This is a genomic window from uncultured Rummeliibacillus sp. (assembly GCF_934216135.1).
Lineage (GTDB): Bacteria > Bacillota > Bacilli > Bacillales_A > Planococcaceae > Rummeliibacillus.
Genome location: NZ_CAKQBI010000016.1, coordinates 1 through 25,557 on the forward strand (window position 1 = coordinate 1; position 25,557 = coordinate 25,557).

Consider the following 25,557-nt stretch of genomic DNA (forward strand, 5'->3'; position numbering starts at 1 on the left):
CTCTTAATCAGGGGGTTGTGGGTTCGACCCCCACTACGCCCATAAAGAAGAAAGAACATCATTTAATGATGTTCTTTTTCTTTTGCTCTATAATAAAAACCTATTATTTGAAACTAAACCAAAATTCGTTCGTATATTATAGCAACAATTATTTATTAGGGGGTTTTATATGAAAAGAATAAAATTGCTATTTTATAATCTTAATTTGAATCTAAGCTATTATACTTTACAATTATCTACATTTGGATTATTAATTTTAATAGAAATCATTATGGGTATTGGTGATTTTACAATCTTTTTAGCATTTCCAGAACTATTCTTCTATTTTGTTTTAATACAGGGCGTTACTATAGTGTGGAAACGAATTTACCCAGTCCTTATGAAAAATCGATTAGTGATTTCTTCTCTATTATGTTGTTTTTCTATAGTTATCTTGCTAAACTATTTCGAATGGATACAACCTTTTTAGTTATATCCATAAAAAAAGACAATGTCCCTATAAAAGGTGACATTGTCTATGCTATTTAGTAATAACCTCTTTATTTCTTTTGCACTGTAATTGTCCAAGAAGCTTCACTTAGTTGTTCGTAATTTGTAACTTTATGACCTTCTTCAGCAGCCCATCTTGGTATACTTTCTGTTGCTTGCGTACAATCAAAGTTAATCACTAGATCTTCACCTGATTGAAGTTCCTCCATCGCATTTTTCGCTTCAATTAATGGAAACGGACATACTTGCCCCATTGTTTCTAAAACTTTTGTCATTTGATATTCCTCCTAATTTGCTGATGCTGGTGTAACTGCTTGTTTAGCAACAACTTGTTTTTTAACTCTAGGTCTAACAAAAACAAAGTAAGTAGCTGTCCAAGCACCTAAAATCATAAAAGCTAGTGCAATCCAACCTTGCCATGTCATCATTGCAGTACTTACTAATCCGTTACCAATTGTGCACCCTCCAGCTAAACTTGCACCTAAACCCATTAAACTACCACCACATACACTAGATACAATTGTTTTAACTTCTGGTACTCGTAAACGGAATTCATTGCTACCTTTAGCAGCTATAAACGATCCAACAAAGATTCCTAATACTAAGAATACGCCCCAGTTAAGAATAGACTTATCACCACTCACTAAATATTGCAAAATATTAGCTGAAGGCGTTGTAATCCCTAGTCCGGAATTACGACCAGTTGCTTCACTTAATGGCCAAGCAATAATGGCAATAATCCCCACAATACTTGCTGTGAAATATGGGTGCCAACGTCTTTCGAATAGTAAATGTGCGATTCCTGATTTCTTTGGTTTAAGTGACGGAATAACCAATTTTGGTTTTCTAGCTTCTTTGAACATAATAACTGCAACGATAATCACTAATATTGCAATAAATACCCAGACATTCACTCCAAAAGTTTTTGGAATTGAATTATTATGTACTTGTACAGAAGACAATTTTTCATTTAATGGTAGTAAGACACCAGACTTCATCATTGCACTTGTTAACATATAAAATATAAGTGCAATCCAGCTTCCTATTAACCCTTCAGCAGCTCGATACCAAGTACCAGTTGCACAACCTCCAGCAAGCACAATTCCAATACCAAAGATAAATGATCCTATTACAATTGCTACCCAAGAAAAAGTACCAGCTTCATATTGTAACAATCCAAATTGGATAAGTGCATAAACCCCGACACTTTGAATCGCAATTGCCAATAACAATGCATAAAACATCCGATTATTTTTCGTTAAGTACATATCTCGGAATCCACCTGTTAAACAGAACCTACCCCTCTGTAAAACAAATCCCAATGCTGCACCACATAGTAAACCTGTAATAACCATTTGAACCATTTTCTCACCTCATTCTTTACCTTAGTAAACTAATTGGTTTTTATTATATTATGACATTATCTGAGTTACAATAGTTAATTCATACTAACTTAATAAGTATAATATTTTATAAAAAAAAGATTCTAATGCTTTAGTAACTGCATTAAAACCTTGTAATTTGAATGTATTATAAAAAAGACCGTTATTCCTTTATAATCTGTAATCTTGGCCATTTTTGTTTCCAATTCTTCGTTTTTAATCTCTGTAGATAAATATTATATAATCTTTCAGATTGCTTAAAGTATGGCGTCGGTTCTACCTTTTTAGAAAATAAAGCAGCTAATCCATAAGGACTAATCCATAAGGAGCTATGATCTCAAGCTCCCCTTTGTTGAGTCTGATTCCAATTGCTGTTGGTATTTCTGGAAAGTGTGCACTCCCGTCAAGAGTAGATTTGTACGGTTGAACATGATTTTTCTTATGCATTCTCGCCAGATTTTTTACAGACCAAGGTTCTTCTGGAGCTATCTTGTAAAGCAATTCTTCTATTCTTTTCTCTTCTTTTTCTGATACATTCCTATCATCGTAGAAATGGGGCTAAAATCACACTTTTTTATACATTGACCATTCATCAACAAATTTATCATCAATGATTAAAGACTCAATACGCTTTCCTTCTTTTATAAAGCCCACTTTTTCATAAAGATTGATGGCAGCTGTATTTCTTTCAATGACTGTCAATTCCAATCTAGAAAAATGTTTTCCTTCTATCCACTTGAAAACTTCTTCAAATAATTTCGTGCCTATTCCCTTGCCTCTTGCTTTTTTTGAAACGCCAATAACGATTCTTCCAATATGTGATATTCTTTGAAGATTTCCAGCAACTAAACCGATGTATCCAATTAAGTCACCTTCGTTTTCAGCAACCAAAAATGCCGATCGCGGATCATTCTTGAAATCCTGGATTATCTTTCTTTGTTGTTCAACAGTTGTTTTTCTTTCGCCAGGATTAAATAACATATTATTCGAAGCATCAATTTCACATAGTAGTTCCAAAAATTGCTTAGCATCTTTTTCTTCCGCTTGTCTGACGATCAACTCATTAACCTCCAATCACAATGAAATAAAACCCATTTTATGTGGTTTAATTAAATTACATTCTTATAGTTCGAATTTTTCCTTTATAATTTGAGCAACTTGTGTTGCAGTTAAATTTGTATTGTTAATCTTTATATAATTTTTTTCCTTTATTTCACCCTCGTTTGAGTTCATCCTGTAGTCATTCATACTATTGACTAAATGCTCTTCAGATTGAGCAATATTTCTTTTAGTCAGTTTATGTTGAAGTCTGTTCTGTGTACGATTTCTTTCAAGTCGAACATTCATATCTGCTTCCAATTCAACAAAGTATATATCTGCATTATTTTCAGAGAAAATCCTACAAATATTCTCTGTAATATCCCAATCTTCTTGTAGATTAAATGCCCAAATAAAAGTGAATATCATTCCGTATTGGTCACTTTTCGAAAAAGATTTAAACACTTCTTCTCTGAAAAGGTGCGTTAATCGCCACATTTCTGAACTAAAACCAAATAGCGGTTCGAGTAAATCAATAGTCATATGATTATGAAATAATTTCAAATCTGTCGTTTTCTCTAGTTCTTGTCCAACAGTCATCTTACCAACTGCCTGTGGGCCAAATAACAAAATAAGTTTCATGATTCAACCACCTTCCTATTTTATAGTAATTCGTCTATCTTATTCAGTATCCTCTCTATTACTTTAATAGACGCTGATACATTTCCATCAATATTTAAAGAATGATTTGCTTTAGGAAATATATCTAACTGAAATTGCTTTTGTTTTAGCTTTTCAATTGCGGCAAAATTAAAATGCGGATCTGCATCACCAATCGCAATATAAGCAATTTGTTTACTGTTTAACAAAGAGTAAGCCATTCTATCTATTTTCAAAGAAGGCGTAAGTATTATCCATTTAGAATCATTAAAACGTTCTTGGTTCATATATTCTAATACAATTGGCATTGTCCCAATAGATTTCCCTATAAATACATATTCTGAGTACTGATGATTCGATGTAACTTCTTCAATAACAGGGTTCACCATCTGGAATATTAGTTCTGGTATTTCTTCTAGAGGCAAACGAAGTAAATCATCGATGGATGAATAATGGATCTGAATGATATCGTATTTTTTCTCTAATAATAGCAATGTTGCATAATAAAGCGCTGGTGAATCATATGTATAACCGGTTCCTGAAAACATAAAGCACATCTTGTCTGATCCCGATTGATAATGTGTATACGTAATAGAAGGTTTATTTTCCACTTGTATAGTTTTATCAATAATTTCCAATATAAATCTCCCCTTTTTAGTATTGAGTCTATTTCAACCACAAATTATGAATATTTTAAATGCTATTTAATATTCTTTGAGATTCTATATGAGTAAATGTTTCATTACTTTAGTTAAAATTGTTTTGAATATTAGAAATTATTATACACTTTCTTTTAAAAATGTAAATAATGTAAGAAGGATGCTTTTAATAAAATTGAAAAGGTCCTTCCCATAAGTAGCAAACCTACGGGAAAGACCTTACTCCTTCGGTGGTAGAGTCAAGCTTCCACCATCCTAATTGGAAATGAAATACTCTCCAAAAATTAATATTTTTATTAAGCAACAAATTCTTCTGCTTGAGGATCATTTTTAGACATTTTGTTAGAAAGCGATTTATAACTAAATAATAATACAGCTAATGTTAAAACTGAGAAAACAATCAGATAGATTAATAATGTTAACGTATTTTGGACTAACAATGAAGCATCTCCTAAAGAAATAATTGATTTGAAGCCTTCATTTGAATACGTTAAAGGCAAATATTGACTTAATGATCTTAAATTCTCTGGAAGCATAGGAATCGGTAGGTTGGAACCTGTAATCGTCAATTGAAGGACGATAAATGCAAATGCAACAAAACGTCCAAAATTGCCAGCTATCGAAACTAAGAAGAAAATAATTGTCATAAATGTTACACTGACAAAAATACTAAATAGTATAAATTGACCCGCACTTGCTACTTGAAGTTTTAAGAACAACAAGGCAAATAGTGATACTAAGACACCTTGGGCAACTGCTAAAATACCTAATTTTAGCCATTTGCTTACAAACCAACTTAATCCAGAACCAGGTAAAATTGCTGGGCGTTTGAAATCGGTTACAAATGTTAAAACAAGTAAACCGACAAATAGTGCTAAAGAAAGAATATAAGGTGCTGTTGAATCACGGTAGTATTCATATGCATTTTCTTTTTCTCCCTTTAAACTCACTGGATTTGAGAACATTGCAATTGTATTATCAGTTGCTTTAATACTGCTCACTTGTTTCGCTCCATCTGATAGTCCGTCTGTTAATTCTTGACTTCCAGATTGAAGTTTAGTAGCTCCTTTATTCAAACTGTTTACACCAGTTGTGATTGTCCCCCATCCTGTAGATACCTGTTGATTACCAACACTAATTTGTTTTAAACCTCCATTTAATGTTGCAACAGATGATGAGAGTTTCGCCCAATTAGAAGATAAACTTGCATTACCATTTGCCACCTGAGTAGCACCTGATTGTAGTTTATTTATCCCCCCAATTGCAGACGTTTGCCCTGTAATCAACTGGTTAAGACCAGAATCTAATTGTTTTGAGCCTGCTGCTAACTGATTTACGCCAGCCGCTAAAGAATTTGCACCTGTTTTTAATGGTTGGATTTGTTGATTGAATTGTGTTAATCCTTTAGTAATAGCATCACTTGTACCAACAAGTGTCATAAATTCGATATCTTGGGCTAATTCTGGATGTTTGGATAAAAACGCTTTCATTCCATTGGTTAAATTTTGAGAGCCTGAAACTAATTGAGGTGTTGTTTCTGTTACTTTTTGAATACCACCATTTAATTGGGCTACACCAGGTTTTAATTGTTTTTCTAAACCATTTGTCAAAGAGCTACTACCAGCTTTAGCTGATTTTAGTCCATTTAATACCTGTTGTGAACCTGACTTTAAAGTCCCAATACCGTTTGCTACTTGTTTCGAACCTGCAGCTAATTTGTTAATATTTCCTTGTCCATTTTGAAGAGAAACTAAAAGTTGTTGTGAACCTGCTGCAGCTTTACTAGAGCCATCCGCAAGTGTCTTAATATCACTATTTTTTTCATTTAATGAGTCTAATAGTTTTTGAGTACCGTCAGAAAGCGTCTTTGTTCCTTTTGAGATTTTCTTTGAGCCATCTGCACCCGTTGTAAATCCATTTGAAATGTCACCAAGTTTAGCAAAAATCGTACTAGTATATGTTGCTGTTATTTTGTTACCTAATTGCTCTCGAATTTTTTCTACAGCACTTTTTGTGACTTGTGCAGCCATGAAGTTGAGCCCCTCATTTTGAACATATCTCAACTCAGGTATTTGAGGATTTTCATCTAAAACAGTCGTTACTTTTTGAGAAAAGTCCTCAGGTACTTCAATCATCATATAATACTTTTGATCTTTCATACCTTTTTTTGCTTCTTCCATCGTTACAAAGCTCCATCCCAAAGCTTTGCTTTCCTTTAGTTCTGCTACTAGTTCATTTCCCGCATTAATTTCTTTGCCATCGGATACGGCTCCAGCATCATTATTTACAAATGCAACTGGAAGATTGTCAAGATGATCATAAGGTCCCCATTTGGCAGATAACAAAATTGCTGCATAAACTAGTGGTATCAACAAGACACCGATTACTGAAAACAACACCCCTTTGTTTTCTTTAAGTTTTGACAATTCTTTACCTAAAACTTTGAACGCATCCATTTCTATCCCCCATTCTTTTTAAATGTAGAAATGACCATTATGAATGAACATTCATTCAATTGTGGCTATACATTTCTGTATAATATATATTCTAAATATTCTGTTTTTAACCTCTATTTCCACAAAATATTTTTTAAGCAAATTTCGACAATATTAATTAAAAATGAATGGATACCCTTGACATTATTACGATATAGTATTATAATATATTTTGTTGTTACAAAATGGGCATATGGCGCAATTGGCTAGCGCACCTGACTCTTAATCAGGGGGTTGTGGGTTCGACCCCCACTATGCCCATCATTTTAAAAGAACCATCACAATATTGTGATGGTTCTTTTTTATCTCTGAATTATTTTTATCTTTATAAGGAATGATCTACTCGGTATTTAATCTCTTTAAGAAACTATAATTTTCCGCTTGACATTATTAGAATATAGCGTTAAGATAATTTATGTCATAAAGCAAACGGGCGTATGGCGCAATTGGCTAGCGCACCTGACTCTTAATCAGGGGGTTGTGGGTTCGACCCCCACTACGCCCATAATAAAAAACACAGCATTTAATTAGAGGCCACTGAAAAACTCACGTTTTTTATTTTGTTAAACAGTTATCAAAAATAAAAGGCGACTATCGGTTCGATTTTGAACAGAAAGTCGCCTTTTTCTCTATTCTTTTATATTCTTTTTCCTTCAAAATGGTCATAATTCGTTTGAGATTGACGGCGAATATAGCCATCGCTCCTTGCATGTTCATACCTAATAGACCCGCAGATGATGCTACATCATACCCGTGTCTGTGTTTTAATTCACTATTCTTTGCTTCAATCTTATATTGAGATTTTGCTTTTTCTTTAAATTCCTCGGTATTTTGAAATATTTCTTGCTCCTTATGTTCTGTTGATTTAATCACCGAGTAACTTTTACTCTTCGCTCCTTTTTTATAACATCCCTCTTGAAGAGGACAAACTTTACATTTTTCGATATCAAAAAAGTAAGTTAGCACTTGATTTTTCCCTTGGTTTTTCTTGCCTGTCCGTGCTTTTCGAGTAGCTAAATTTCCTGCTGGGCAGATAAATAAATCGGCATCCTTATTAAATTCAAATTCTTTTTCCTTTGGTCGTATACCATCTGTAATTACTGGATTCAACTTTGATACTAATTGAATTTTGTTTTCTTTTGCGTAATGAATATTTTCCTTTTCAGAATAAGCTGTATCTCCAATCACCGTGTCAATTTCCATACCTGTTTCTTTGCTTTTTTCAATGAGTTCTTGAAGATATTTTCCATCACTTTGTTCACCTGTTGTCACAATTGCAGCGGAGATCAATCTTTCATCACTCATCGCAATGTGCGTTTTGAAACCAAAAAATGAAGAATCAGCTGTTTTATGACCGATACGTGCATCTGGGTCTGCAGAGTGATTGAACTGTTCTGTATAGTCTTCAACCACTTCTTATAAGACATTTAATTTTTCTTGAACAGCTGGGATATAGGAAATTTTCGGTTCATTTTCGACGACTGTAATGACTTCTTTACAATAAGCTAATTCATCTTTTACTTCGTTAGAAGTCGTTTTCGTTGGGAATTTTTCTTTCATGGATTCGTCAAATTGATAGACTGTTTTTCGTACATTTTTTGATTTTTTCTGTAAAAATTCCTTTGGTGATTTTTGATTATATCGAGCTTTTGTATGTGTGGCATCCACAATAATCGATTTACTTTTGATAATTTTCTTTTCTAATGCGATTTCAACCGTTTTCCCTATAAGCATGTCTAATAAACTCACGTCCTTGAGACGAAGTCTGCGGAATTTTGTAAGTGAACTTGGATCAATCACCGCATCTTCTGGTGACATATCTAAGCAATACTTAAATGACATATCATATTTGGAACGTTCCACGACATTGATATCTGATACATCAAAAATAGCTTTTAACAATAAATACTTAAACATTCGAATCGGAGGTATTGCGTTACGCCCGTTGTCTAAACAGTATTTTGTTTTTAGCTCTTTAAAATGAATGTGCAATCCACAAGTTCGTTGATTTGACGAAGCATATTATCTTTTGGCACGACCATATCATAAATTGCCATGAATGGGCTTAATTTAAGGGTTTCTTGGTTTGAAATCATCAGGTATACCACCTACATTTACTTCATTTAATTATACAGGAAAGGCGTTGCTTTTTTGAACAAAAAATCTATTAAAGAAGGAGAACATAGTGGATTGGAGTGGAAGGCAGCGACTCCAGCGGGAACAGCGCGAGCTGAAAGCCCCGCAGGAACGAAGTGACGAGGAGATTGAAGCCGTGCACGCGGAAAGCGCCTGCCTGGAACGGAAATCCACGGCTGAAAAAAGCGAGTATGAGAACAAATGGATGGTTCTCATACTCGCAATAAAAATCAGAAAGGACTTTTTCAGCGACCTCTTTAATTATGCTGTGTTTTTTATTATTTATTTGGATTACAGCGTTGTAATCTAATAAGCAAATATAATAATATACGTACTTGATCAAACTTATTAATAAATTTCAGTTATTACATTCGTCATAGACAATAACTGAGGTGCTAGATTTGTTGCTCAAAAAATTGTATAGTTCATCTATCTCCTCAAATCTTGAAGGCCAATTATTAGATTCTTCCCACACAATATCATTTTTTTAAGCAATGCATTGCTACTTCTGCTTCGGCCCAAGGAACTGTATATCCTTTACCTTTCGAGCAAAATATACTTGAAGATGTGTATTCAGGATCACTATTCTTATCATAATTAATCATTTCAATTACTTCATCTGGATTATGGCATTGATCATAGCCACTAAACGTCAAATTTAATACACCTTTTCCATTCGTATAAGATGAAAATGTTGAGTTGTAATCCATAAACGTTGATACAGGTCCCTTACCATTGATCAGTACTTTTTCTTTAGTCATTATTGGAGGCTCAAATTCACCATGCAATTTTTGAATATCCGTCATCATTCTCCCAACAAATTCAGCAGAAGCTTTCATTTTGAAATGATAATATGGTTCTAGTAAATGATTTTCTACTTGTTCAAGACCTTGTCGAATCGCTCTTAAAGTGGCTTCTCTAAAATCGCCACCTTCTGTATGCTTAATATGAGCTCGTCCTGTCAGTAACGTAAACTTAATATCTGTAATAGGAAAACCAGTTAATAAACCATGGTGCTCTTTTTCAAAAATATGTTGTTTCACTAATCTTTGGTGACCATCAGATAAGTCATCTGCTTGACAGGCATTTTCAAATATTATACCTGCTCCTCTTTCAGTTGGCTCCATTAGAAGATGCACCTCAGCGTAATGTTTTAGAGGTTCAAAATGACCATATCCAATTACTTTTGACGCTATTGTTTCCTTATATAATATTTGAGGTTTTTCAAAATATATATGTAAACCAAATCGATTTTTAACAACTTCAGTTAATACCTCTAACTGAATAATCCCCATAACATGTAAATGGATTTCTTGGAATCTCTCATTCCAAATTACATGTAAAGAAGGATCCTCTTCATCCAATAATTGAAAATAAGCTAATACATCCTTTATATTTTCATTACCTTCATTTACTACTTTCGATTGTAATGTTGGGATTATATTAACTGATAGACCATAATCGGTAACTTCCTCCCCAATTATATCTCCAATAGCAGCACTAGAAATTCCAGTAACAGCAAATATTTCACCAGCTTTTACTTCTTTTACAACTTCATATTGGTTGCCATTATATAATCGAATTTCTGTTACTTTTTCTGTATTCTCTCCAAACTTCAGTTCATCACGCACTTTTAATGTACCTGTTAACGCCTTCATAAATGTAATTCGTTGCCTATTATTATCATGTCTAATTTTAAATATTCTTGAAGTAAAAGGGCGCTCTATATTATATGTTGTTTCCGTTAAAATAGAAATTTGATCTAAAAATTCTACTATACCGATATCTTTTAAGGCGGAACCATATGCACAAGGAAATACTTCTCTATTTTGTATCAAGCGTCGAAATGTTGATAAAAAAAGTTGCATATCAATATTTTGTTCCAAATATTTTTCTAATAATTCATCATCATGTTCAGCGATAAATTCAATAACTGATTCTGATAGAGTTTGATTTGTTAAGCAGTTAGTAATTGGAAGAATATTTTGATCTAATTCTTGTTGCAATTCTTTAAGTACTTTAGGAACATTTGCAGCTTCTTGATCAATTTTATTGATAAATAGAAAAGTAGGAATTTCGTGTTTTTTGAGGAGTTGCCAAATTGTTTCTGTATGGCCTTCTACTCCATCAACAGCGCTTACTATGACTATTGCATAATCCATTACTTTTATAGCCCTTTCCATTTCAGGAGAAAAGTCTATATGTCCAGGCGTATCGATAATTGTATAAGTATCTCCATTTTTTATAAATCTACCTTGTTCCGCAAAAACAGTTATTCCTCTTTCCTTTTCTATCGCATTGTAATCCAAAAAAGCGTCTTTATGATCTACGCGGCCTCTAGTTTTTATACTATTTGTATGAAATAACAACTGTTCGGAAAATGTCGTTTTACCAGCATCGACATGTGCTAAAACCCCGATTGTTTTAAACATTGTACTTCCTCATTTCTAATATTTCATTAACATTAGTATATCAAATCCTTTCTCTCATAAAAAATACCGTTGCAAGCATTCGTTTGCTTACAACGGTCTGTTCACTCCCATTCATATGGTGTTTCTTGGTATACATAATAGTTTAACCAATTTGAAAATAGTAGATGTGTATGTGAACGCCAAACATTCAAAGGCCTCTTCGTTGGATCGTCATTTGGAAAATAATGTTTAGGTATAGGGATGTCTAAACCTTTTGCGACATCTCTTTCATACTCATCTTTCAATGTACAAGCATCATATTCTAAATGGCCAGTTACCATTATTAATCTTTCATCTTTTGAAATAGCTATAAAAAGGCCAGCTTCATCAGAAGAGGATAACACTGATAATTCAGGATGCGCTTCGACTTCTTCTAATGAAACCGAAGTATTACGTGAATGTGGTGCAGTGAACACGTCATTAAACCCTCTTAATAATTTTACAGTTGAATCTTTTACTGTATGGTTAAAAACTCCTGAACACTTTTCAGGTAACGGGAATTTTCCAATTCCAAAATGATGATAAAGGGCTGCTTGTGCTCCCCAACAAATATGTAAAACAGATGTTACATTTGTTTTTGACCAATCCATTATTTGCTTTATTTCTTCCCAAAAATCAACATCTTCAAATTCCATAAGCTCAATTGGGGCACCAGTAATGATCAGTCCATCAAAACGACGATGTTTAACCTCTTCATAAGTAGTATAGAAAGTTTCTAAATGAGATTTACTTACATTTTTTGATTCATGTGTTGCAGTATTTAGAAATGTTACGTTTGTTTGTAAAGGTGTATTACCTAAAAGTCTAAGAAGTTGTAATTCTGTTTTTTCTTTTTGTGGCATCAAATTTAATATAGCTATATTTAAAGGACGAATATTTTGACTTCTAGATCGATCTTCATCCATTACGAATATTTTTTCTTTTTTTAACAGTTCTGTAGCAGGTAAATCTTTAGGAATATTAATTGGCATTTGTAACTCTCCTTTTTGAATATCTTTAATCACTTTCGATTGAGAAGATTATTCATAATTTGACAATTGAAATCACTAACTTAAATTCCTACAATTACTTCTCTCAACCTAACACTAGTTTGTTAGGTTATATAGGTGGAATTGATGTAGGAACTAGCTTAATGTAATTGAGTGATAAAAAATAAAACCCCTTTTCTATGATAAGAAAAGAGGTTTAAATTCCGCTCAGTTTTCTTATCTTCCAAGACAGTTGTCTTGTAGGACTTAGCACCTTTCTGCAGAGCAGAGGTTGCTGAAGCTTCATAGGGCCATTTCCCTCAGCTTCTCTTGATAAGATCTATACAATTAATGTAATCCTAACATGGAAATGCTGATATTGCAAACTTTTCAGAAAATACAAGAAAAACAGAAACTTAAGCAACTTTAAAGAAAAAGAACCACTTATTCCTAGCTTATTATAATTATGGAGAATTTAGTATGAAAATTGAAAAAAAGCCACATGAATGTAGGTTACAATCAGTATCCATTTTTAAACTAAGGAGGATTTTGAAATAGACTCTTTATACATATTTAGATTAAATCTATTATATTACCTACTAAGTTTGACTATTCTTCCTGGATATGTTTTTGTATGCGGATTATGTTTTTTAATTTTTCTAATTTTTACTGTTATATAATAGATAACTATGATAAAATAATTGTTAAATTTAAGTTTTAACTAAGGAGTGCTTACTAGTGAAAATCGAAAGATCAAAAAAAATGGCTATGTTTCCAAAAGCAATATTCGGAGATTTAAAAGCGGCCGCCAATCGTAAAGCAGCTTCTGGTACTAAGTTAATCGATTTAAGTCTCGGTAGCCCAGACCTCCCCCCCGATGAAAAAGTACGTATGGAACTTTCTAATCAAGCAGCATTAGCAAGTTCTTACGGTTATACTTTGGGCGGAACGAAAAAATTCTACCAAGCTGTTGCAAATTATTATAAACGTCGTAGTAATGTAGATTTAGATCCCGAATCAGAAATTATTCAAACTATGGGTTCTCAAGAAGGTTTAGTTCATGTACCAATGGCCTTTTGTAACCCGGGAGATTATGTTTTAACAACAAATCCCGCCTATGTAGCCTATGATGCCGGTATTCACCTAGCAGAAGCAATTCCTTATTATATGCCTTTGTTAGAAGAAAATTCTTTTTTACCAGACTTTGATGCGATTCCAGTTGAAATTGCTGAAAAAGCAAAAATGATGATTTTAAATTTACCTGGTAACCCTGTACCTGCAATGCCATCTGAAGTATTTTTCGCTAAAGTTGTAGCATTTGCAAGAAAATACAATATAATAGTACTTCACGACGCTGCATACTCAGAATTCTATTTTGATGGTGGCAAGCCTATGAGTTTCTTATCTACACCTGGCGCAAAAGAAGTTGGCATGGAAATCAATTCTCTTTCTAAAAGTTTTAGTTTAGCAGGAGCACGTATTGCTTATATTGCTGGTAATGCTGAAATGATTTCGATTATACAAGAACTAAAATCGAACCTTGACTATGGTACTTACCAACCGATTCAAGATGCTGCATGTGTAGCTTTAGATCATGCTGAAGAAATCACTGACCGTTTACGTTCTGTGTTTACAAAACGTCACCATATTTTAGTCGAAGGTTTAGAGAGTATTGGTTGGAATGTTACACCATCAGAAGGTGGAATGTTTGTTTTTGCAAAATATCCTAATCAAGAGATGAACGACATCGATTTTGTATATCATGCAATTGAAAAAACAGGCGTTGTAATGGTTCCAGGTTCAATATTTGGAGATGCCGGTAAAAATTATGTCCGTCTAGCATTAGTTCAAGAAGAATCTTTACTTAAAGAGGCTGTAGAACGTCTGGGAAAGCTTTCAAAAGTTGAAGTTGGCGTATAAATTTTGAGTTATATTTCAAAGTTCAAATTTGTTTCTTGACAAGTTTGAACTTTTTTGTTGTTTAAGCTTAACCAGTGGAGCTTTTCATTAACTAAAACCCCAATACTTTGATTCCATAAAAAAAGGGGGTAAACTGCTCCCCCTCTTAATTCTTTATATCCTTCGATGAGCCTTCATTTAAATAAACTTCACCGTCTTTATAAATCATCTGTTCTGGATAGCGTAGGTTTATAACCGCGTCCTGAAGTTCTTGTGAAGGTGCACGTGTTGAGAGTGACACAATTATATTAGTAGCGAAGGCAGCTATCGCCCCGAAAATACCAGCGCCTGTATCGATAATGCCTAATATCGTAAAGCCACCATACTTTGCACTAAAAATGTAAAGAAGTGTCACAGCTAAACCGACAAGCATGCCAGCCATAGTTCCTTTTGCATTAGCCCGCTTCCACCAGACGCCTAATACGAGTGCAGGGAAGAAAGTACCGGTAGCAATTGCAAATGCCCATGCAACAATTTGGGTAATGGCACCAGGTGGGTTTAATGCAATAAGACCAGCTAGTAGTGTTGCAACAACAATTGAAATACGACCTATAAGTAGACGTTTTCGTTCAGATGCTTGTGGATTGATAATGCGGTAATAAATATCATGTGCAAACGACGAAGAAATAGAAATCATTAAGCCACCAGCTGTAGATAGTGCAGCTGCCATTGCACCTGCAGCCACTAGTCCAATAACAAAGATACCTAGATTTGCAATTTCAGGTGTAGCCATTACGACAATATCGTTAGCAATTGTAAGTTCAGCCCATTGAAGTATGCCATCACCATTCGTATCGGCTATCCCTAATTTTCCTGTATCAATCCATGATTGGGTCCACGAAGGTAATTCAGCAATCTTTTTACCAGCAACTTCCGTTAATAAAATAAAACGAGCAAAGGCTGCATAAGCTGGTGCACTAAAATATAAAAGTCCGATAAAAACTAATGCCCAAGCGCCTGACCAACGAGCCGCCTTCATAGTACCTACAGTATAAAAACGTACAATAACATGTGGAAGTCCAGCTGTACCACACATTAATGTAAACATGAGTGCTAAAAACTGCCATTTAGTTCCATTTGTGAATGGTGCAAAATATTCAGAGATTCCAAGTTCTCGGTCTAGTTCCCCCATTTTTGTTACAATTTCACCATAGGATATCCACGGTATAGGATTACTAGTTAATTGTAATGACATAAAAATAACAGGTACTAAATATGCGATTATTAAAATAACGTATTGTGCAACTTGTGTCCAAGTAATGCCTTTCATCCCACCGAATGCAGCATAAAATGCAATTAACACAACGCCGATCAGTGTTCCTATTTTAGCATCAATTTCAAAGAGACGTCCGATTACTACACCAGAACCTGATAGCTGCCCAATTGAATACGTGAAGCTTATAATAATTGTACATATAGCAGCAATTATTAGCGCTGCCTTACTATTAAAACGGTCTCCGATAAATTCAGGTACAGTAAAGCGACCAAATTTACGAAGCTGAGGTGCAAGTAATATTGTTAAAAATAAATAACCGCCAGTCCATCCCATAATATAGGCTAATCCATCATAGCCAAGTAACATGATAGTACCAGCCATTCCGATAAAGGATGCTGCACTCATCCAGTCTGCCCCAATCGCCATCCCATTAAAAATAGGAGGTACTCCACGACCAGCAACATAAAAATCAGATGTTTGCTTAGCAGTATTAAATACCGCTATTCCAATATATAAAGCAAATGTACATAGTATAATCACCAGTGATACTAAAAATTGACTATCCATATTCAGCCTCCTTCCATTAGTGATCTATCATGTTTTTTGAACCTATTTCTTTATTTCGTTCATCATCAATCCCATATTTTTTATCAATTTTGTCCCCGACAATCGCATTTACAAACAGTAAAACAATGAAAGTAAATAACGCTCCAAATGCCCCCATAAAATAGTGGAATGGGAATCCCAAAAACTGAATTTCAGTTAGTGAGTCTGCAAACGCTACCATAACATAAGACACAAGAAACCAAAGAGCAAAATAAACAAACATGTACCTATTTTTCTCACGGAAATAAGCATCAGCAACTTCTTTATCAATCTTTTTCATACGGACCACCTTTCTATTAATCTATCTCAAATCAAAAATAAATTGAAACGTTTCCTTTAAAGGAAGCGGTACCAGAATTATCTTGACTATCATTAAAATAATTAGTGCAACCACAGGAAAGGTAAGAAAAATGAACCGTTTTTTTATTAGTGCATAGGTAAGACAAATACTAGTGAATAAGATAAGAAACAGAAGCAACAAAACACCTCCTATAATCTCAACGTCTTCTAATATATGTTGGAAATGATCAAGATAAAACGATAATAAAGTAAAAAATCCTAATCGATTGATTCTACAAAATTTGATGCACATACTAAATCATACAAATATTTTTATAAGAACCTGCAAAATACAAACAAAGTTTCTCTTAAATTCCAATCTTTATCCATTCAACTTTTAACATAAAAAAGTACTTCCTATAATAGAAATGGTACCCGTTCCATTTCTTTATAAGAAGTACAATTAAAAGAGGTTATTTGCATGTGAATGGCGATTCTCTGAGCGCTTTAATTCACAGATGTTATTTCACTGTTGTAGTTACAGGAATTGCTGCTTGTAATATTTCAACAGCCTGATCTATTTCATCATAACTTACTGTTAATGGTGGAAGTAAGCGGACAACATCTTCTCCTGCAGGTACAAGTAGTAAACCATTTTTGTCAGTTATTTCAACCAATTTTGAAGAGCTATCACAATTTATTCCGAGTAAGAGGCCCATCCCTCTTATTTCAACAGAAGCAGGTAACGCCGCTTGCAATTTTTCTTTAAAATATTGCGATTTATCTGTTACAGTTTTTAAAAACGCTTTTGTGAAAATTTCCTCAATAACTGCTGTCGCAACTGCCATTGCTAATGGATTACCACCAAACGTAGTACCATGAGTACCCGGACCAAAGCTTTCATATAATTCGGCGGTTCCTAACATAGCACCAATTGGAAAACCACCAGCTAAACCTTTTGCTAATGTTACAATATCAGGCTTTAATGCAGTCTGTTCATAAGCATAAGCTGTACCCGTACGACCAATTCCCGTTTGAACTTCATCGACGATACATAAAATTCCTTTTTCATCACAGATTTTTTGAATTGCTTGTGCGAATTCAGGTGTAATTACATGAACGCCACCTTCGCCTTGTACGACTTCTAACATAATAGCTGCTGTCTCATCGTCAACTTTTGCCAGTAAGCTATCTACATCATTAAATGGTATGTACTCAAATTTTTCGACAATAGGTCCAAAACCTTTGTGCACTTTTTCTTGACCAGTTGCAGACATGGAACCAAAAGTTCTACCATGAAATGAATGTAAGCAAGTAATAATTTTATGCTTTCCAGTATGTTTTCTAGCTAATTTTATGGCTGCTTCATTTGCCTCCGTACCACTATTACAGAAGAAAGCATGTGATAAATGTGTATCTTTGACTAATTTCTCTGCTAATTTCTCTTGATACTTATTTTCAAAGAGGTTAGAAGTGTGCCAAAGTAATTCACTTTGATGCTTAATCGTATCTACCAATATTGGATTTGCGTGTCCTAAGCTTAATACTGCGATTCCGCTTGTAAAGTCTAAATAGGATTTACCATTTTCATCCCAAACTGTTGTACCTTTACCCTTTACAATTTGAATTGGTCTAGTTTTATAATTGCCGAATAGTGCGCTCATAATAACACCCCTTCTTTTGTAATTTTAGTGCCTTGAAACTTTTGATCGACGATATGTATAGCTGGAATTCCTTCTTCTAAACATGCAATCGCTGCTTGAACTTTCGGAATCATACCACCATATATATCCTTTGTTTCAATCCAATTTCTAATAATCTCTGGGTTTACTTCTTGTTGAACCTCATTATTAATCCTAATGCCAGGTGTATCTGTTACTAACAATAATGCATCTGCTTTAATCGCCAATGCTATATCGCTAGCTACTGTATCTCCATTTATATTTAGTGGAATCCCATCTTTTGTGGCACCAAAACAAGCAATGACTGGTACTTTACCTGCATCAAAATATTGTTGAATCGTAGACAAATGTACTTTTTGAATTTCACCAACATAGCCATAAACTGATTGATCAAGAAAATCGCTCTCAAAAATAGAACTATCTATGCCATTTAACCCAATGGATGAGATACCTGCAGAATTTAGCTGCTTTGTAAGGTAAGGATTTACTTCTTCGATAAGGGCATGTTGTACGATTTTGACTGCCTCTTTAGATGTAAAACGAATTCCATTAACCTTCTTATATGCTATATTGTTTTTCTCTAAGCTAGCATTAATAGCAGGTCCACCACCATGTACTATAACAACTTGATAGCCACTTTTTATATACTTTTGGACTTTCTCAAAAAATGAGCTGTTTAAGTCGCCTAGTATACTTCCACCAAGTTTTATCACTATAGTTTTATGATCTATATGTGGCATTGATTTGGACATAGTCATACGTTAAATCACACCCCCATGCAGTTCCTTTACCTTCTCCAATTCCCATATCGACTAAAATTTTCACTTCATTTTGTTTTAAATATTCCGTTATTTCTTCTTCAGAAAATACAATTGGTTCTCCGGATTCCACAACAAGTGTTGAACCAATTTGAATTTTAATATTTTCCGGTTTAACGGTCATTCCACTATATCCAACTGCGCAAATAACTCTTCCCCAGTTTGCATCACAACCAAAGACTGCTGTTTTAACTAGTGAAGAACCAACTACAGTTTTTGCAATCTGTAATGCCTCTTTATCATCTTTTGCGCCTGATACATTTACTTCAATTAGTTTAGTTGCACCTTCTCCGTCTTTTGCAATCATTTTAGATAGGTCTTCGCAGGCAGATTTAAAAGCTTCCGTAAAGACATTCCAATCCGGATGATCTGGTGTTAATTCATTATTTTCTGCCAATCCATTTGCTAGGACAAGTACTGTATCGTTTGTAGATGTATCTCCATCAACTGTAATCGCATTAAATGTTTTTTCTGTAGTATCTGCTAATAGTGCTTGGAGAGTTTCATGACTAATATTGGCATCAGTTGTGATATACGCTAGCATTGTTGCCATATTTGGTTTAATCATACCTGATCCTTTAGCAACTCCTGCAATAATTACCTCTTTATCATCAATTTTAATGCTGTAAGCAGTATGTTTTGTGACAGTATCCGTTGTTAAAATTGCTTGTGAAAAATCAAGTGCATCTTCCAATTCTGTACCGGGGTTAATTGTTTCAATTCCCTTTTTCACAGTATCCATTGGCATTAATTCACCAATAACACCTGTTGAACATACACCTACCAAACTCTGTGGTATATTTAACTTTTCAGCTGTCAATTTCTGCATTGTATAAGCGTCTTCTGCACCTTGAGTACCAGTACATGCATTTGCGTTTCCAGAGTTAACGATGATTGCTTGCATTTTACCAGTGCTGTGAACAATGTCTTTTGAAAGTAATAACGGAGCAGCCTTGATGACATTCGTTGTGAAAACACCTGCCACATTTGCTGGAACTTCACTGACTAACAATGCCATATCTTTCTTTTTGTGTTTAAGGCCACAATGAATCCCTGCTGCTTTAAATCCTTTTGGTGAAATAATATTATGACTTGCACTTCTTTTTAATATATCTGTAACTGTCAACATACTCTCTCCCTTTATATCCAAATTGGAATTTGTGTTAATCCTGTTGTAATCTCATAACCAAACATTACATTCATATTCTGAATTGCTTGACCTGCTGCACCTTTTACTAAATTATCAATTACTGAGATAATAGTTGCCCTACCTGTACGTTCGTCTACATTTATATGTATATCGCAATAGTTTGTTCCGCGAACTTGGCTAGTATTTATTTTTGTAGTGTTTTCGATTACTCGTACAAATGGATGCTTTTCATATTTATTATAAAGACTGTTATATAAATCTTCTTTTGTAACACCAACTTGTAAATTTGCATAGCTAGTTGCCATAATTCCACGATTCATAGGTACTAAATGTGTAGAAAAAGTGATTGGATTATTTTTTTCAGCAAACATTGCCATAGCCTGTTCAATCTCTGGAATATGTTGATGCTGATTGATCTTGTATATTGATGTATTATCGTTTGTTTCACAAAAGTGGTTGTTGGCATTTGGTTTATTTCCAGCACCACTTATTCCACTTTTCGCATCTATTATTAAACTTTTAGAATCTATTAAGTTATCTTTCAGTAGTGGTAATAATGATAATAAGACTGCCGTTGGATAACATCCTGGATTAGCAATTAAATTAGCATTTTCAATTTGTTTTTCATTCCATTCAGTAAGACCATAAACACTTTTTTCAATAATATGCAAAGGAGCTGAAGGTAGCTTATACCATTTTTCATAATCTTCAGTGTTCTTGATTCGAAAATCCCCTGATAAATCGATTACTTTTACTTTTTCATTAAGTATTTCTGGAATTAACTTACTAGAAACTCCAGATGGCGTACTAGTAAAAATAACATCCAATTTTCGCAATGCTTCAGGTTCAATTTTTTGTAAGGGCTGATCAATTATTTTTCGGAGATGTGTATATTTATTCGAAAAAGGAATACCATCTTCTGATGACGAGAAAAGATGAATTGTTTCTACCTTCGAATGATTATACAAAAGCCTTAGTAATTCAAGACCACCATATCCTGTTGCTCCTATTATTCCAACCTGCATTGCGCTCACCTCTTGTATATGATGTTATTATTATATTGTTGGATATTTATAAAGTCAACTGTATTTTTATTATTTATCAAATAATTTTAAATTAACGGACTTAAGCGTATTTTCTTATCGTTACAAAACAAATCGATTTCAATTTAATATGCAAAAATTAATTTCATATTAATCGTGTATCTTAAATGTAAATATTAATCTTCCAATTTTTTGGGTGTTTCAACTCCTGGATATTGAATTAGTTCCCTAAAATTGAAACTTCATAAAGAAAATTGAATACATATTCAAGAAGTCACTGACTAGAACGTAAATCTAAGAATAATGAATCAAACATAGATAATAGTAAGATACACAGTTAGCATCGTCAGGGCTATTTTCCTTGAAAGCTACAACGATATTTTCATTCTATATTAGCAACCACTTAAATTTTCTAATTAAAAAAAGGCAAACTGACGTCCGAAGACGGCAATTTGCCTCTTTGTATTTATTAGACTATTTTTCTTTTTTCCATTCTTCTATCTCGTACTCTAGCGATACATCATCTGTATACTTGTTATAACGCTTTTTAAATAAGTAAAAGAAATGCGTTATAAATACTTTTAAGACTGCATAACCCGGAATACCTAAGATTACCCCAGGGACACCAAAGATAGATCCAGCTGTTAATAGTACGAAAATTATAGTAATCGGATGAACATGAAGTGATTTCCCCATTATTTGTGGAGAAATAAATTTACCTTCTACAAATTGTACGATTGTCCAAACTACTGCAAGTTTTAAAAGCATTAACGGTGCATTTACGATTGCTATAATTGCTGCAGGTGTAATTGCTATAATTGGTCCTAAATATGGTACAACGCTTGTAACCATAGCAAGGAAACCTAAAACAACAGCGTAATCCAATCCAATGATTAAAAAACCTATCGTTACCATAATGCCAATACAAAAAGCAACTAAAATTTGACCTTGAATGTAACTACTAATTTGATGGTCTGCTTGTTTTAAAACAAATGCAGTTCCTTCTCTCATACGAGGTGGTAGAAGTTTCATTGCAAAATTCGGCAATTTTTCTCCATCTTTTAAAAGATAAAATAATATAAACGGTACAGTAACTAAAGCAATTACGATACCTGTTAAAGTAGATATAAATCCAGTTATTCCGGTTGCAATACCTGTTCCTAATTCTTTCGCGCCATCTTTAACCGTATCATTTAACTGATTTGAAATATTATTTAATACTTCATTTAGATTAAAATTATACTTTGCCAAAGTATCATTCAGTTTAGAACTCTCTAAAAAATCTTGAATAGAGTGAACTACTTGCATAAAGTAAATCGGAAATTCCTGAATTAAATTCATAAATTGCTCTTTTAAAAAGGGAAATATTAGTGTCACAAACAATGAAATAATACTAATCCCCGCAACATAGATTATTAGTATCGACCATATTTTTGGAATTTTCCATTTCATCAATAGATTTAATACAGGTCTTAATAAGTAATACAGAATTAAAGCTAGTATAACTGGTAAAACAACTGTTCTTAAAAAAACAACAATAGGATAAAAGATAAAGGAAATTTTTTCATAGATAAAAATAATACATCCGACTAACAATAATGTAACTAACCCAAACAACAAATTTTTGCCACCCAGAAACTGGATAAACCTTGTTTTAAAAAACGAACTTTTTTCTGGTTGCAATGAATTTCCCCCTCTTATACACAAAAAATCTTCTCTGTCTATCTAACTATTTCCATTATACTCTTTTGTTACTGATTGGAACCAAGAAATTTATCTAATGCTTGTTGATTTTTTTCAACATTAATATCAAGTACAGACCCTGCTTGTGGGTAAAATCCATAATCATAGCTATGCTCAACAGGAATCGTTAATCTTTGTATGTTAGGACTTCCTCCTTTGATAATTGAAAACATATAGCCTAATTCTTGACTGTCTGTCATATCTGATTGTACATATCCTTGAACTGCACCTAACAGTTTCGGGTAATTTTTATAATTCTTTGGAGAAAGAGCTTCTTTTTTTAGGGCCTCTAATGCTTTTTGTTGACGATCAACTCGTCCAAAGTCCCCTAGATTGTCATGACGGAAACGTGCAAATCCTAACAATTCTTTCCCGTTAAGTCTTTGTTCACCTTTTTTAAGGCTAACCCCTATATTTTCGGACATATCATGATCTACGTATACTTTAACTCCGTTTGGAGCAACGATATCCACTAACTTTTCAAAACTTTTAAAGTCAATCAAAGCATAGTGATTGATTTCAACATCAAATGTATTTTTTAATGTATCCTTTAATAGTTGAACTCCACCTAAATAATAGGCTGTATTTAACTTATACGATTGGTAACCAGGTATATTTGCATAAATATCTCGCATGAAGGACACCATCTTGACATCGTTTGTATCTTTGTTCCAAGAAACTAATATCATAGAGTCTGTGCGTGATCTTACTTCACCTCGGGAATCTACACCTAATAGAAGTATATTTTCAATATTCGACTTTGTTTGTGCATCTCCTTTAAATTGTTCTACCTTTTTTGTAGCATTTGATGCAAGTTTTTGTCCTTCTTTATATTGGTTATATGAATAAACTCCAGCTATAATAGCCAGCAGTATAAATATAGTTAAAAAAGCACGACCTTTTCTTAACTTTCTTTTTTTCTTACGGACATGTGTATGACGTTTATCGTCCATATGAATTTCTCCTTTCACCACTTCTTTTTTTTAAAGAAGTTATCGTGTACACTACATATTAGTAGTAGAAACTATTCTACGCAAGTAAAATGACCAAAAAATACTTAGGAGGTCAAAATATGACAGAAACAACTCTTTCAACTGCTACTTTTGCTGGTGGATGCTTTTGGTGTATGGTAAAACCATTTGTTGAATGGGATGGTATACACAGTGTCACTTCAGGTTATATGGGGGGACATTTAGAAAACCCTACATATGAAGATGTAAAAAAAGGCACTACTGGTCATGTAGAGGTTGTCCAAATAATTTTCGATGAAGCCATATTTCCATATGAAAAATTACTAGAATTATTTTGGCAACAAATTGACCCTACTGACGATGCTGGGCAATTCCAAGATCGCGGAAGCAACTATCGAACTGCAATTTTCTACCATTCAGATAAACAAAAGATTGTTGCAGAAAAATCTAAACAAGACTTAGCCAATAGCGGTCGTTTTAAAAAACCGATTGTTACAGAGATAAAAGCTGCAACAACTTTTTACCCAGCAGAAGATTACCATCAAGATTTTTATAAAAAGAATCCAGAACATTATAAACAGGATCGAGCTGCATCTGGTAGAGATAAGTTCATCCAAGAAAATTGGAAGTAAAATCTCCTATCCAATTGCATAGCACAAATTTATTGACGTTTTTCGCATTCAAAGGATGCATATACATTGAAAAAGGCTGTATCGTAAGCTTTATACTTATGAGGCAGCCTCTTTTTGTATTTTTCCTCATAAAATCTATTAATTATTCATTTTTCTTATAAAACTACTTGTTATTCTTTCTTAACATGAAATAATAAGAGAAGAAAACTGAAAGAGGTGAAATTATTGGACTTATTTTTAATCATTTTACCTGTATTAATCGTTTTTTTAATCGGTTATATCGGACAAAAGCTCATCAATTTTGATATTAGAACGATTTCAAAAGTATCTTTGTATTTAATGTCTCCATTTTTAGCATTTCGAACATTTTATACAACTGCACTGACAATGGATTATTTATACATATGTTTGTTTGCTTCCCTTTTGATTTTATTTTTATTTATCATTACATGGATTTGGGCTCGTTTTTTAAAAGCAGAACGTTCTGAAGTATCAGCTATGATGCTAGGTGCAGTCTTTATGAATAGTGGAAATTATGGGGCTCCCGTTGTATTATTTGCTCTTGGTTCACCAGGCTTTCATGTAGCGGTTATCATCATGGTATTGCATTCATTGTTCATGAATTCGCTTGGTATTTTCTTTGCTGCTATCGGTGGGAAAGGAAAAGCCACTGTCAGACAAGCACTTAAAAACGTTTTTCAAATGCCCGTTTTATATGCATCTATTTTCGGTATAGTACTCCAACTTATTCAAGTACATGTTCCTGAAGCAATTATGAATGGCGTTGATTTGGTCGCAGATGCCTCAATCCCACTTGTCATGCTTGTATTAGGAATGCAACTTGCAGCAATTTCTAAAACTCGAGTTCAATATCGTTTTGTAACATCTGTTAGTTTTATTCGAATTATTATTTCGCCGCTAGTTGCTACCGCAATCCTATGGTTCATGCCGCTTAGTGATTTGATAAAATCTGTCCTAATTATTCAAGCTGCTATGCCTGCAGCCGCAAATACGACGATGTTGGCCTTACAATTTGATACAGAGCCAGATTTAGTATCGTTCACTACATTTGTAACAACTATTATTAGTATTTTTAGTATCCCTATTGTGCTACATTTTCTTGGTATATAGCCAATATTTTATCAATTGTAAATTCTGCT

Annotated in this window: 21 protein-coding genes, 2 tRNA genes, 2 pseudogenes and 1 riboswitch; of the genes and pseudogenes, 6 read left to right on the top strand and 19 right to left on the bottom strand. The window is 33.7% G+C overall.

Annotated features, from left to right (window positions below; genetic code table 11):
* Positions 1 to 539: 539 nt before the first annotated feature.
* The 8 genes and pseudogenes from Q0977_RS11275 to Q0977_RS11300 all read right to left on the bottom strand — a co-directional run bounded on the left by Q0977_RS11275 (position 540) and on the right by Q0977_RS11300 (position 6,684).
* The gene (locus tag Q0977_RS11275; protein WP_119416863.1) at positions 540 to 764 is read right to left on the bottom strand and encodes a sulfurtransferase TusA family protein; all 225 of its coding nucleotides are present in this window, start codon (positions 762 to 764) and stop codon (positions 540 to 542) included.
* 12 nt (positions 765 to 776) lie between these two features.
* On the bottom strand, positions 777 to 1,853 hold the full coding sequence (locus Q0977_RS11280) for a YeeE/YedE family protein (protein ID WP_119416864.1): 1,077 nt from the start codon (positions 1,851 to 1,853) through the stop codon (positions 777 to 779).
* A gap of 181 nt (positions 1,854 to 2,034) precedes the next feature.
* On the bottom strand, positions 2,035 to 2,190 hold the full coding sequence (locus tag Q0977_RS18255) for a nucleotidyltransferase family protein (RefSeq protein WP_367269473.1): 156 nt from the start codon (positions 2,188 to 2,190) through the stop codon (positions 2,035 to 2,037).
* A pseudogene (locus tag Q0977_RS18260) lies at positions 2,172 to 2,411 on the bottom strand (nucleotidyltransferase family protein); the annotation flags it as partial. The gene Q0977_RS18255 and the pseudogene Q0977_RS18260, both read right to left, overlap by 19 nt.
* 24 nt (positions 2,412 to 2,435) lie before the next feature.
* Entirely contained in the window at positions 2,436 to 2,930 is a 495-nt protein-coding gene (locus Q0977_RS11285) for a GNAT family N-acetyltransferase (RefSeq protein WP_299513857.1), read from the bottom strand.
* Positions 2,931 to 2,993: 63 nt separating this feature from the next.
* The gene (locus Q0977_RS11290) at positions 2,994 to 3,551 is read right to left on the bottom strand and encodes an AAA family ATPase (RefSeq protein WP_119416867.1); all 558 of its coding nucleotides are present in this window, start codon (positions 3,549 to 3,551) and stop codon (positions 2,994 to 2,996) included.
* Positions 3,552 to 3,571: 20 nt separating this feature from the next.
* Complete coding sequence (locus Q0977_RS11295) at positions 3,572 to 4,207, bottom strand: alpha/beta hydrolase (RefSeq protein ID WP_124217863.1); 636 nt, start codon at positions 4,205 to 4,207, stop codon at positions 3,572 to 3,574.
* 317 nt (positions 4,208 to 4,524) lie between these two features.
* Complete coding sequence (locus Q0977_RS11300; RefSeq protein ID WP_119416869.1) at positions 4,525 to 6,684, bottom strand: YhgE/Pip family protein; 2,160 nt, start codon at positions 6,682 to 6,684, stop codon at positions 4,525 to 4,527.
* Between the two features lie 226 nt (positions 6,685 to 6,910).
* Between Q0977_RS11300 and Q0977_RS11305 the strand changes: the two genes are divergently transcribed.
* A tRNA-Lys gene (locus Q0977_RS11305) sits at positions 6,911 to 6,984 on the top strand.
* 170 nt (positions 6,985 to 7,154) lie between these two features.
* Positions 7,155 to 7,228, top strand: a tRNA-Lys gene (locus tag Q0977_RS11310).
* 86 nt (positions 7,229 to 7,314) lie between these two features.
* On the opposite strand, the pseudogene Q0977_RS11315 reads toward Q0977_RS11310, so the two are convergent.
* Positions 7,315 to 8,819 (bottom strand): annotated as a pseudogene (locus tag Q0977_RS11315) (IS1182 family transposase).
* Between the two features lie 89 nt (positions 8,820 to 8,908).
* Here Q0977_RS11315 and Q0977_RS11320 point away from each other — a divergent pair.
* Positions 8,909 to 9,169 (top strand): hypothetical protein, encoded by a 261-nt coding sequence (locus Q0977_RS11320; protein WP_119416870.1) that lies wholly within the window; start codon positions 8,909 to 8,911, stop codon positions 9,167 to 9,169.
* 169 nt (positions 9,170 to 9,338) lie between these two features.
* On the opposite strand, the gene Q0977_RS11325 is transcribed toward Q0977_RS11320, so the two are convergent.
* Both Q0977_RS11325 and metA read right to left on the bottom strand, forming a co-directional pair.
* Positions 9,339 to 11,291, bottom strand: a complete 1,953-nt coding sequence (locus Q0977_RS11325) for a translation factor GTPase family protein (RefSeq protein ID WP_299513866.1) — start codon at positions 11,289 to 11,291, stop codon at positions 9,339 to 9,341.
* A gap of 101 nt (positions 11,292 to 11,392) precedes the next feature.
* Positions 11,393 to 12,301, bottom strand: coding sequence for a homoserine O-succinyltransferase (gene metA, locus Q0977_RS11330; protein WP_119416872.1), 909 nt, complete (start codon positions 12,299 to 12,301; stop codon positions 11,393 to 11,395).
* A 231-nt stretch (positions 12,302 to 12,532) separates the two neighbouring features.
* Positions 12,533 to 12,638: riboswitch (SAM riboswitch) on the bottom strand.
* A 398-nt stretch (positions 12,639 to 13,036) separates the two neighbouring features.
* On the opposite strand from metA, the gene Q0977_RS11335 reads away from it, so the two are divergent.
* The gene (locus tag Q0977_RS11335; RefSeq protein WP_119415642.1) at positions 13,037 to 14,218 is read left to right on the top strand and encodes an aminotransferase class I/II-fold pyridoxal phosphate-dependent enzyme; all 1,182 of its coding nucleotides are present in this window, start codon (positions 13,037 to 13,039) and stop codon (positions 14,216 to 14,218) included.
* 145 nt (positions 14,219 to 14,363) lie between these two features.
* Here Q0977_RS11335 and Q0977_RS11340 read toward each other — a convergent pair whose 3' ends face one another.
* From Q0977_RS11340 to Q0977_RS11375, 8 genes are all read right to left on the bottom strand, one after another.
* The gene (locus Q0977_RS11340; RefSeq protein ID WP_299513871.1) at positions 14,364 to 16,040 is read right to left on the bottom strand and encodes a sodium:solute symporter family protein; all 1,677 of its coding nucleotides are present in this window, start codon (positions 16,038 to 16,040) and stop codon (positions 14,364 to 14,366) included.
* 16 nt (positions 16,041 to 16,056) lie between these two features.
* Entirely contained in the window at positions 16,057 to 16,359 is a 303-nt protein-coding gene (locus tag Q0977_RS11345; RefSeq protein WP_119415644.1) for a DUF4212 domain-containing protein, read from the bottom strand.
* A gap of 520 nt (positions 16,360 to 16,879) precedes the next feature.
* Positions 16,880 to 18,022, bottom strand: a complete 1,143-nt coding sequence (locus Q0977_RS11350) for an acetylornithine transaminase (RefSeq protein WP_299513873.1) — start codon at positions 18,020 to 18,022, stop codon at positions 16,880 to 16,882.
* The gene (gene argB, locus Q0977_RS11355) at positions 18,019 to 18,798 is read right to left on the bottom strand and encodes an acetylglutamate kinase (RefSeq protein WP_119415647.1); all 780 of its coding nucleotides are present in this window, start codon (positions 18,796 to 18,798) and stop codon (positions 18,019 to 18,021) included. The genes Q0977_RS11350 and argB overlap by 4 nt, the downstream gene beginning before the upstream one ends.
* The gene (gene argJ, locus Q0977_RS11360) at positions 18,761 to 19,984 is read right to left on the bottom strand and encodes a bifunctional glutamate N-acetyltransferase/amino-acid acetyltransferase ArgJ (RefSeq protein WP_119415648.1); all 1,224 of its coding nucleotides are present in this window, start codon (positions 19,982 to 19,984) and stop codon (positions 18,761 to 18,763) included. The genes argB and argJ overlap by 38 nt, the downstream gene beginning before the upstream one ends.
* Positions 19,985 to 19,998: 14 nt before the next feature.
* The gene (gene argC, locus Q0977_RS11365; RefSeq protein WP_299513880.1) at positions 19,999 to 21,033 is read right to left on the bottom strand and encodes an N-acetyl-gamma-glutamyl-phosphate reductase; all 1,035 of its coding nucleotides are present in this window, start codon (positions 21,031 to 21,033) and stop codon (positions 19,999 to 20,001) included.
* Between the two features lie 492 nt (positions 21,034 to 21,525).
* The gene (locus tag Q0977_RS11370; RefSeq protein WP_199670705.1) at positions 21,526 to 22,734 is read right to left on the bottom strand and encodes an AI-2E family transporter; all 1,209 of its coding nucleotides are present in this window, start codon (positions 22,732 to 22,734) and stop codon (positions 21,526 to 21,528) included.
* Between the two features lie 68 nt (positions 22,735 to 22,802).
* A complete protein-coding gene (locus Q0977_RS11375) occupies positions 22,803 to 23,747 on the bottom strand; it encodes an LCP family protein (protein ID WP_124217870.1) in 945 nt (314 codons plus the stop codon).
* Positions 23,748 to 23,866: 119 nt separating this feature from the next.
* Here Q0977_RS11375 and msrA point away from each other — a divergent pair, with 119 nt between their 5' ends.
* Positions 23,867 to 24,397, top strand: a complete 531-nt coding sequence (gene msrA / locus Q0977_RS11380; RefSeq protein WP_124217871.1) for a peptide-methionine (S)-S-oxide reductase MsrA — start codon at positions 23,867 to 23,869, stop codon at positions 24,395 to 24,397.
* A 216-nt stretch (positions 24,398 to 24,613) separates the two neighbouring features.
* Complete coding sequence (locus Q0977_RS11385) at positions 24,614 to 25,528, top strand: AEC family transporter (protein WP_367269472.1); 915 nt, start codon at positions 24,614 to 24,616, stop codon at positions 25,526 to 25,528.
* The last annotated feature ends 29 nt before the right edge of the window (positions 25,529 to 25,557 follow it).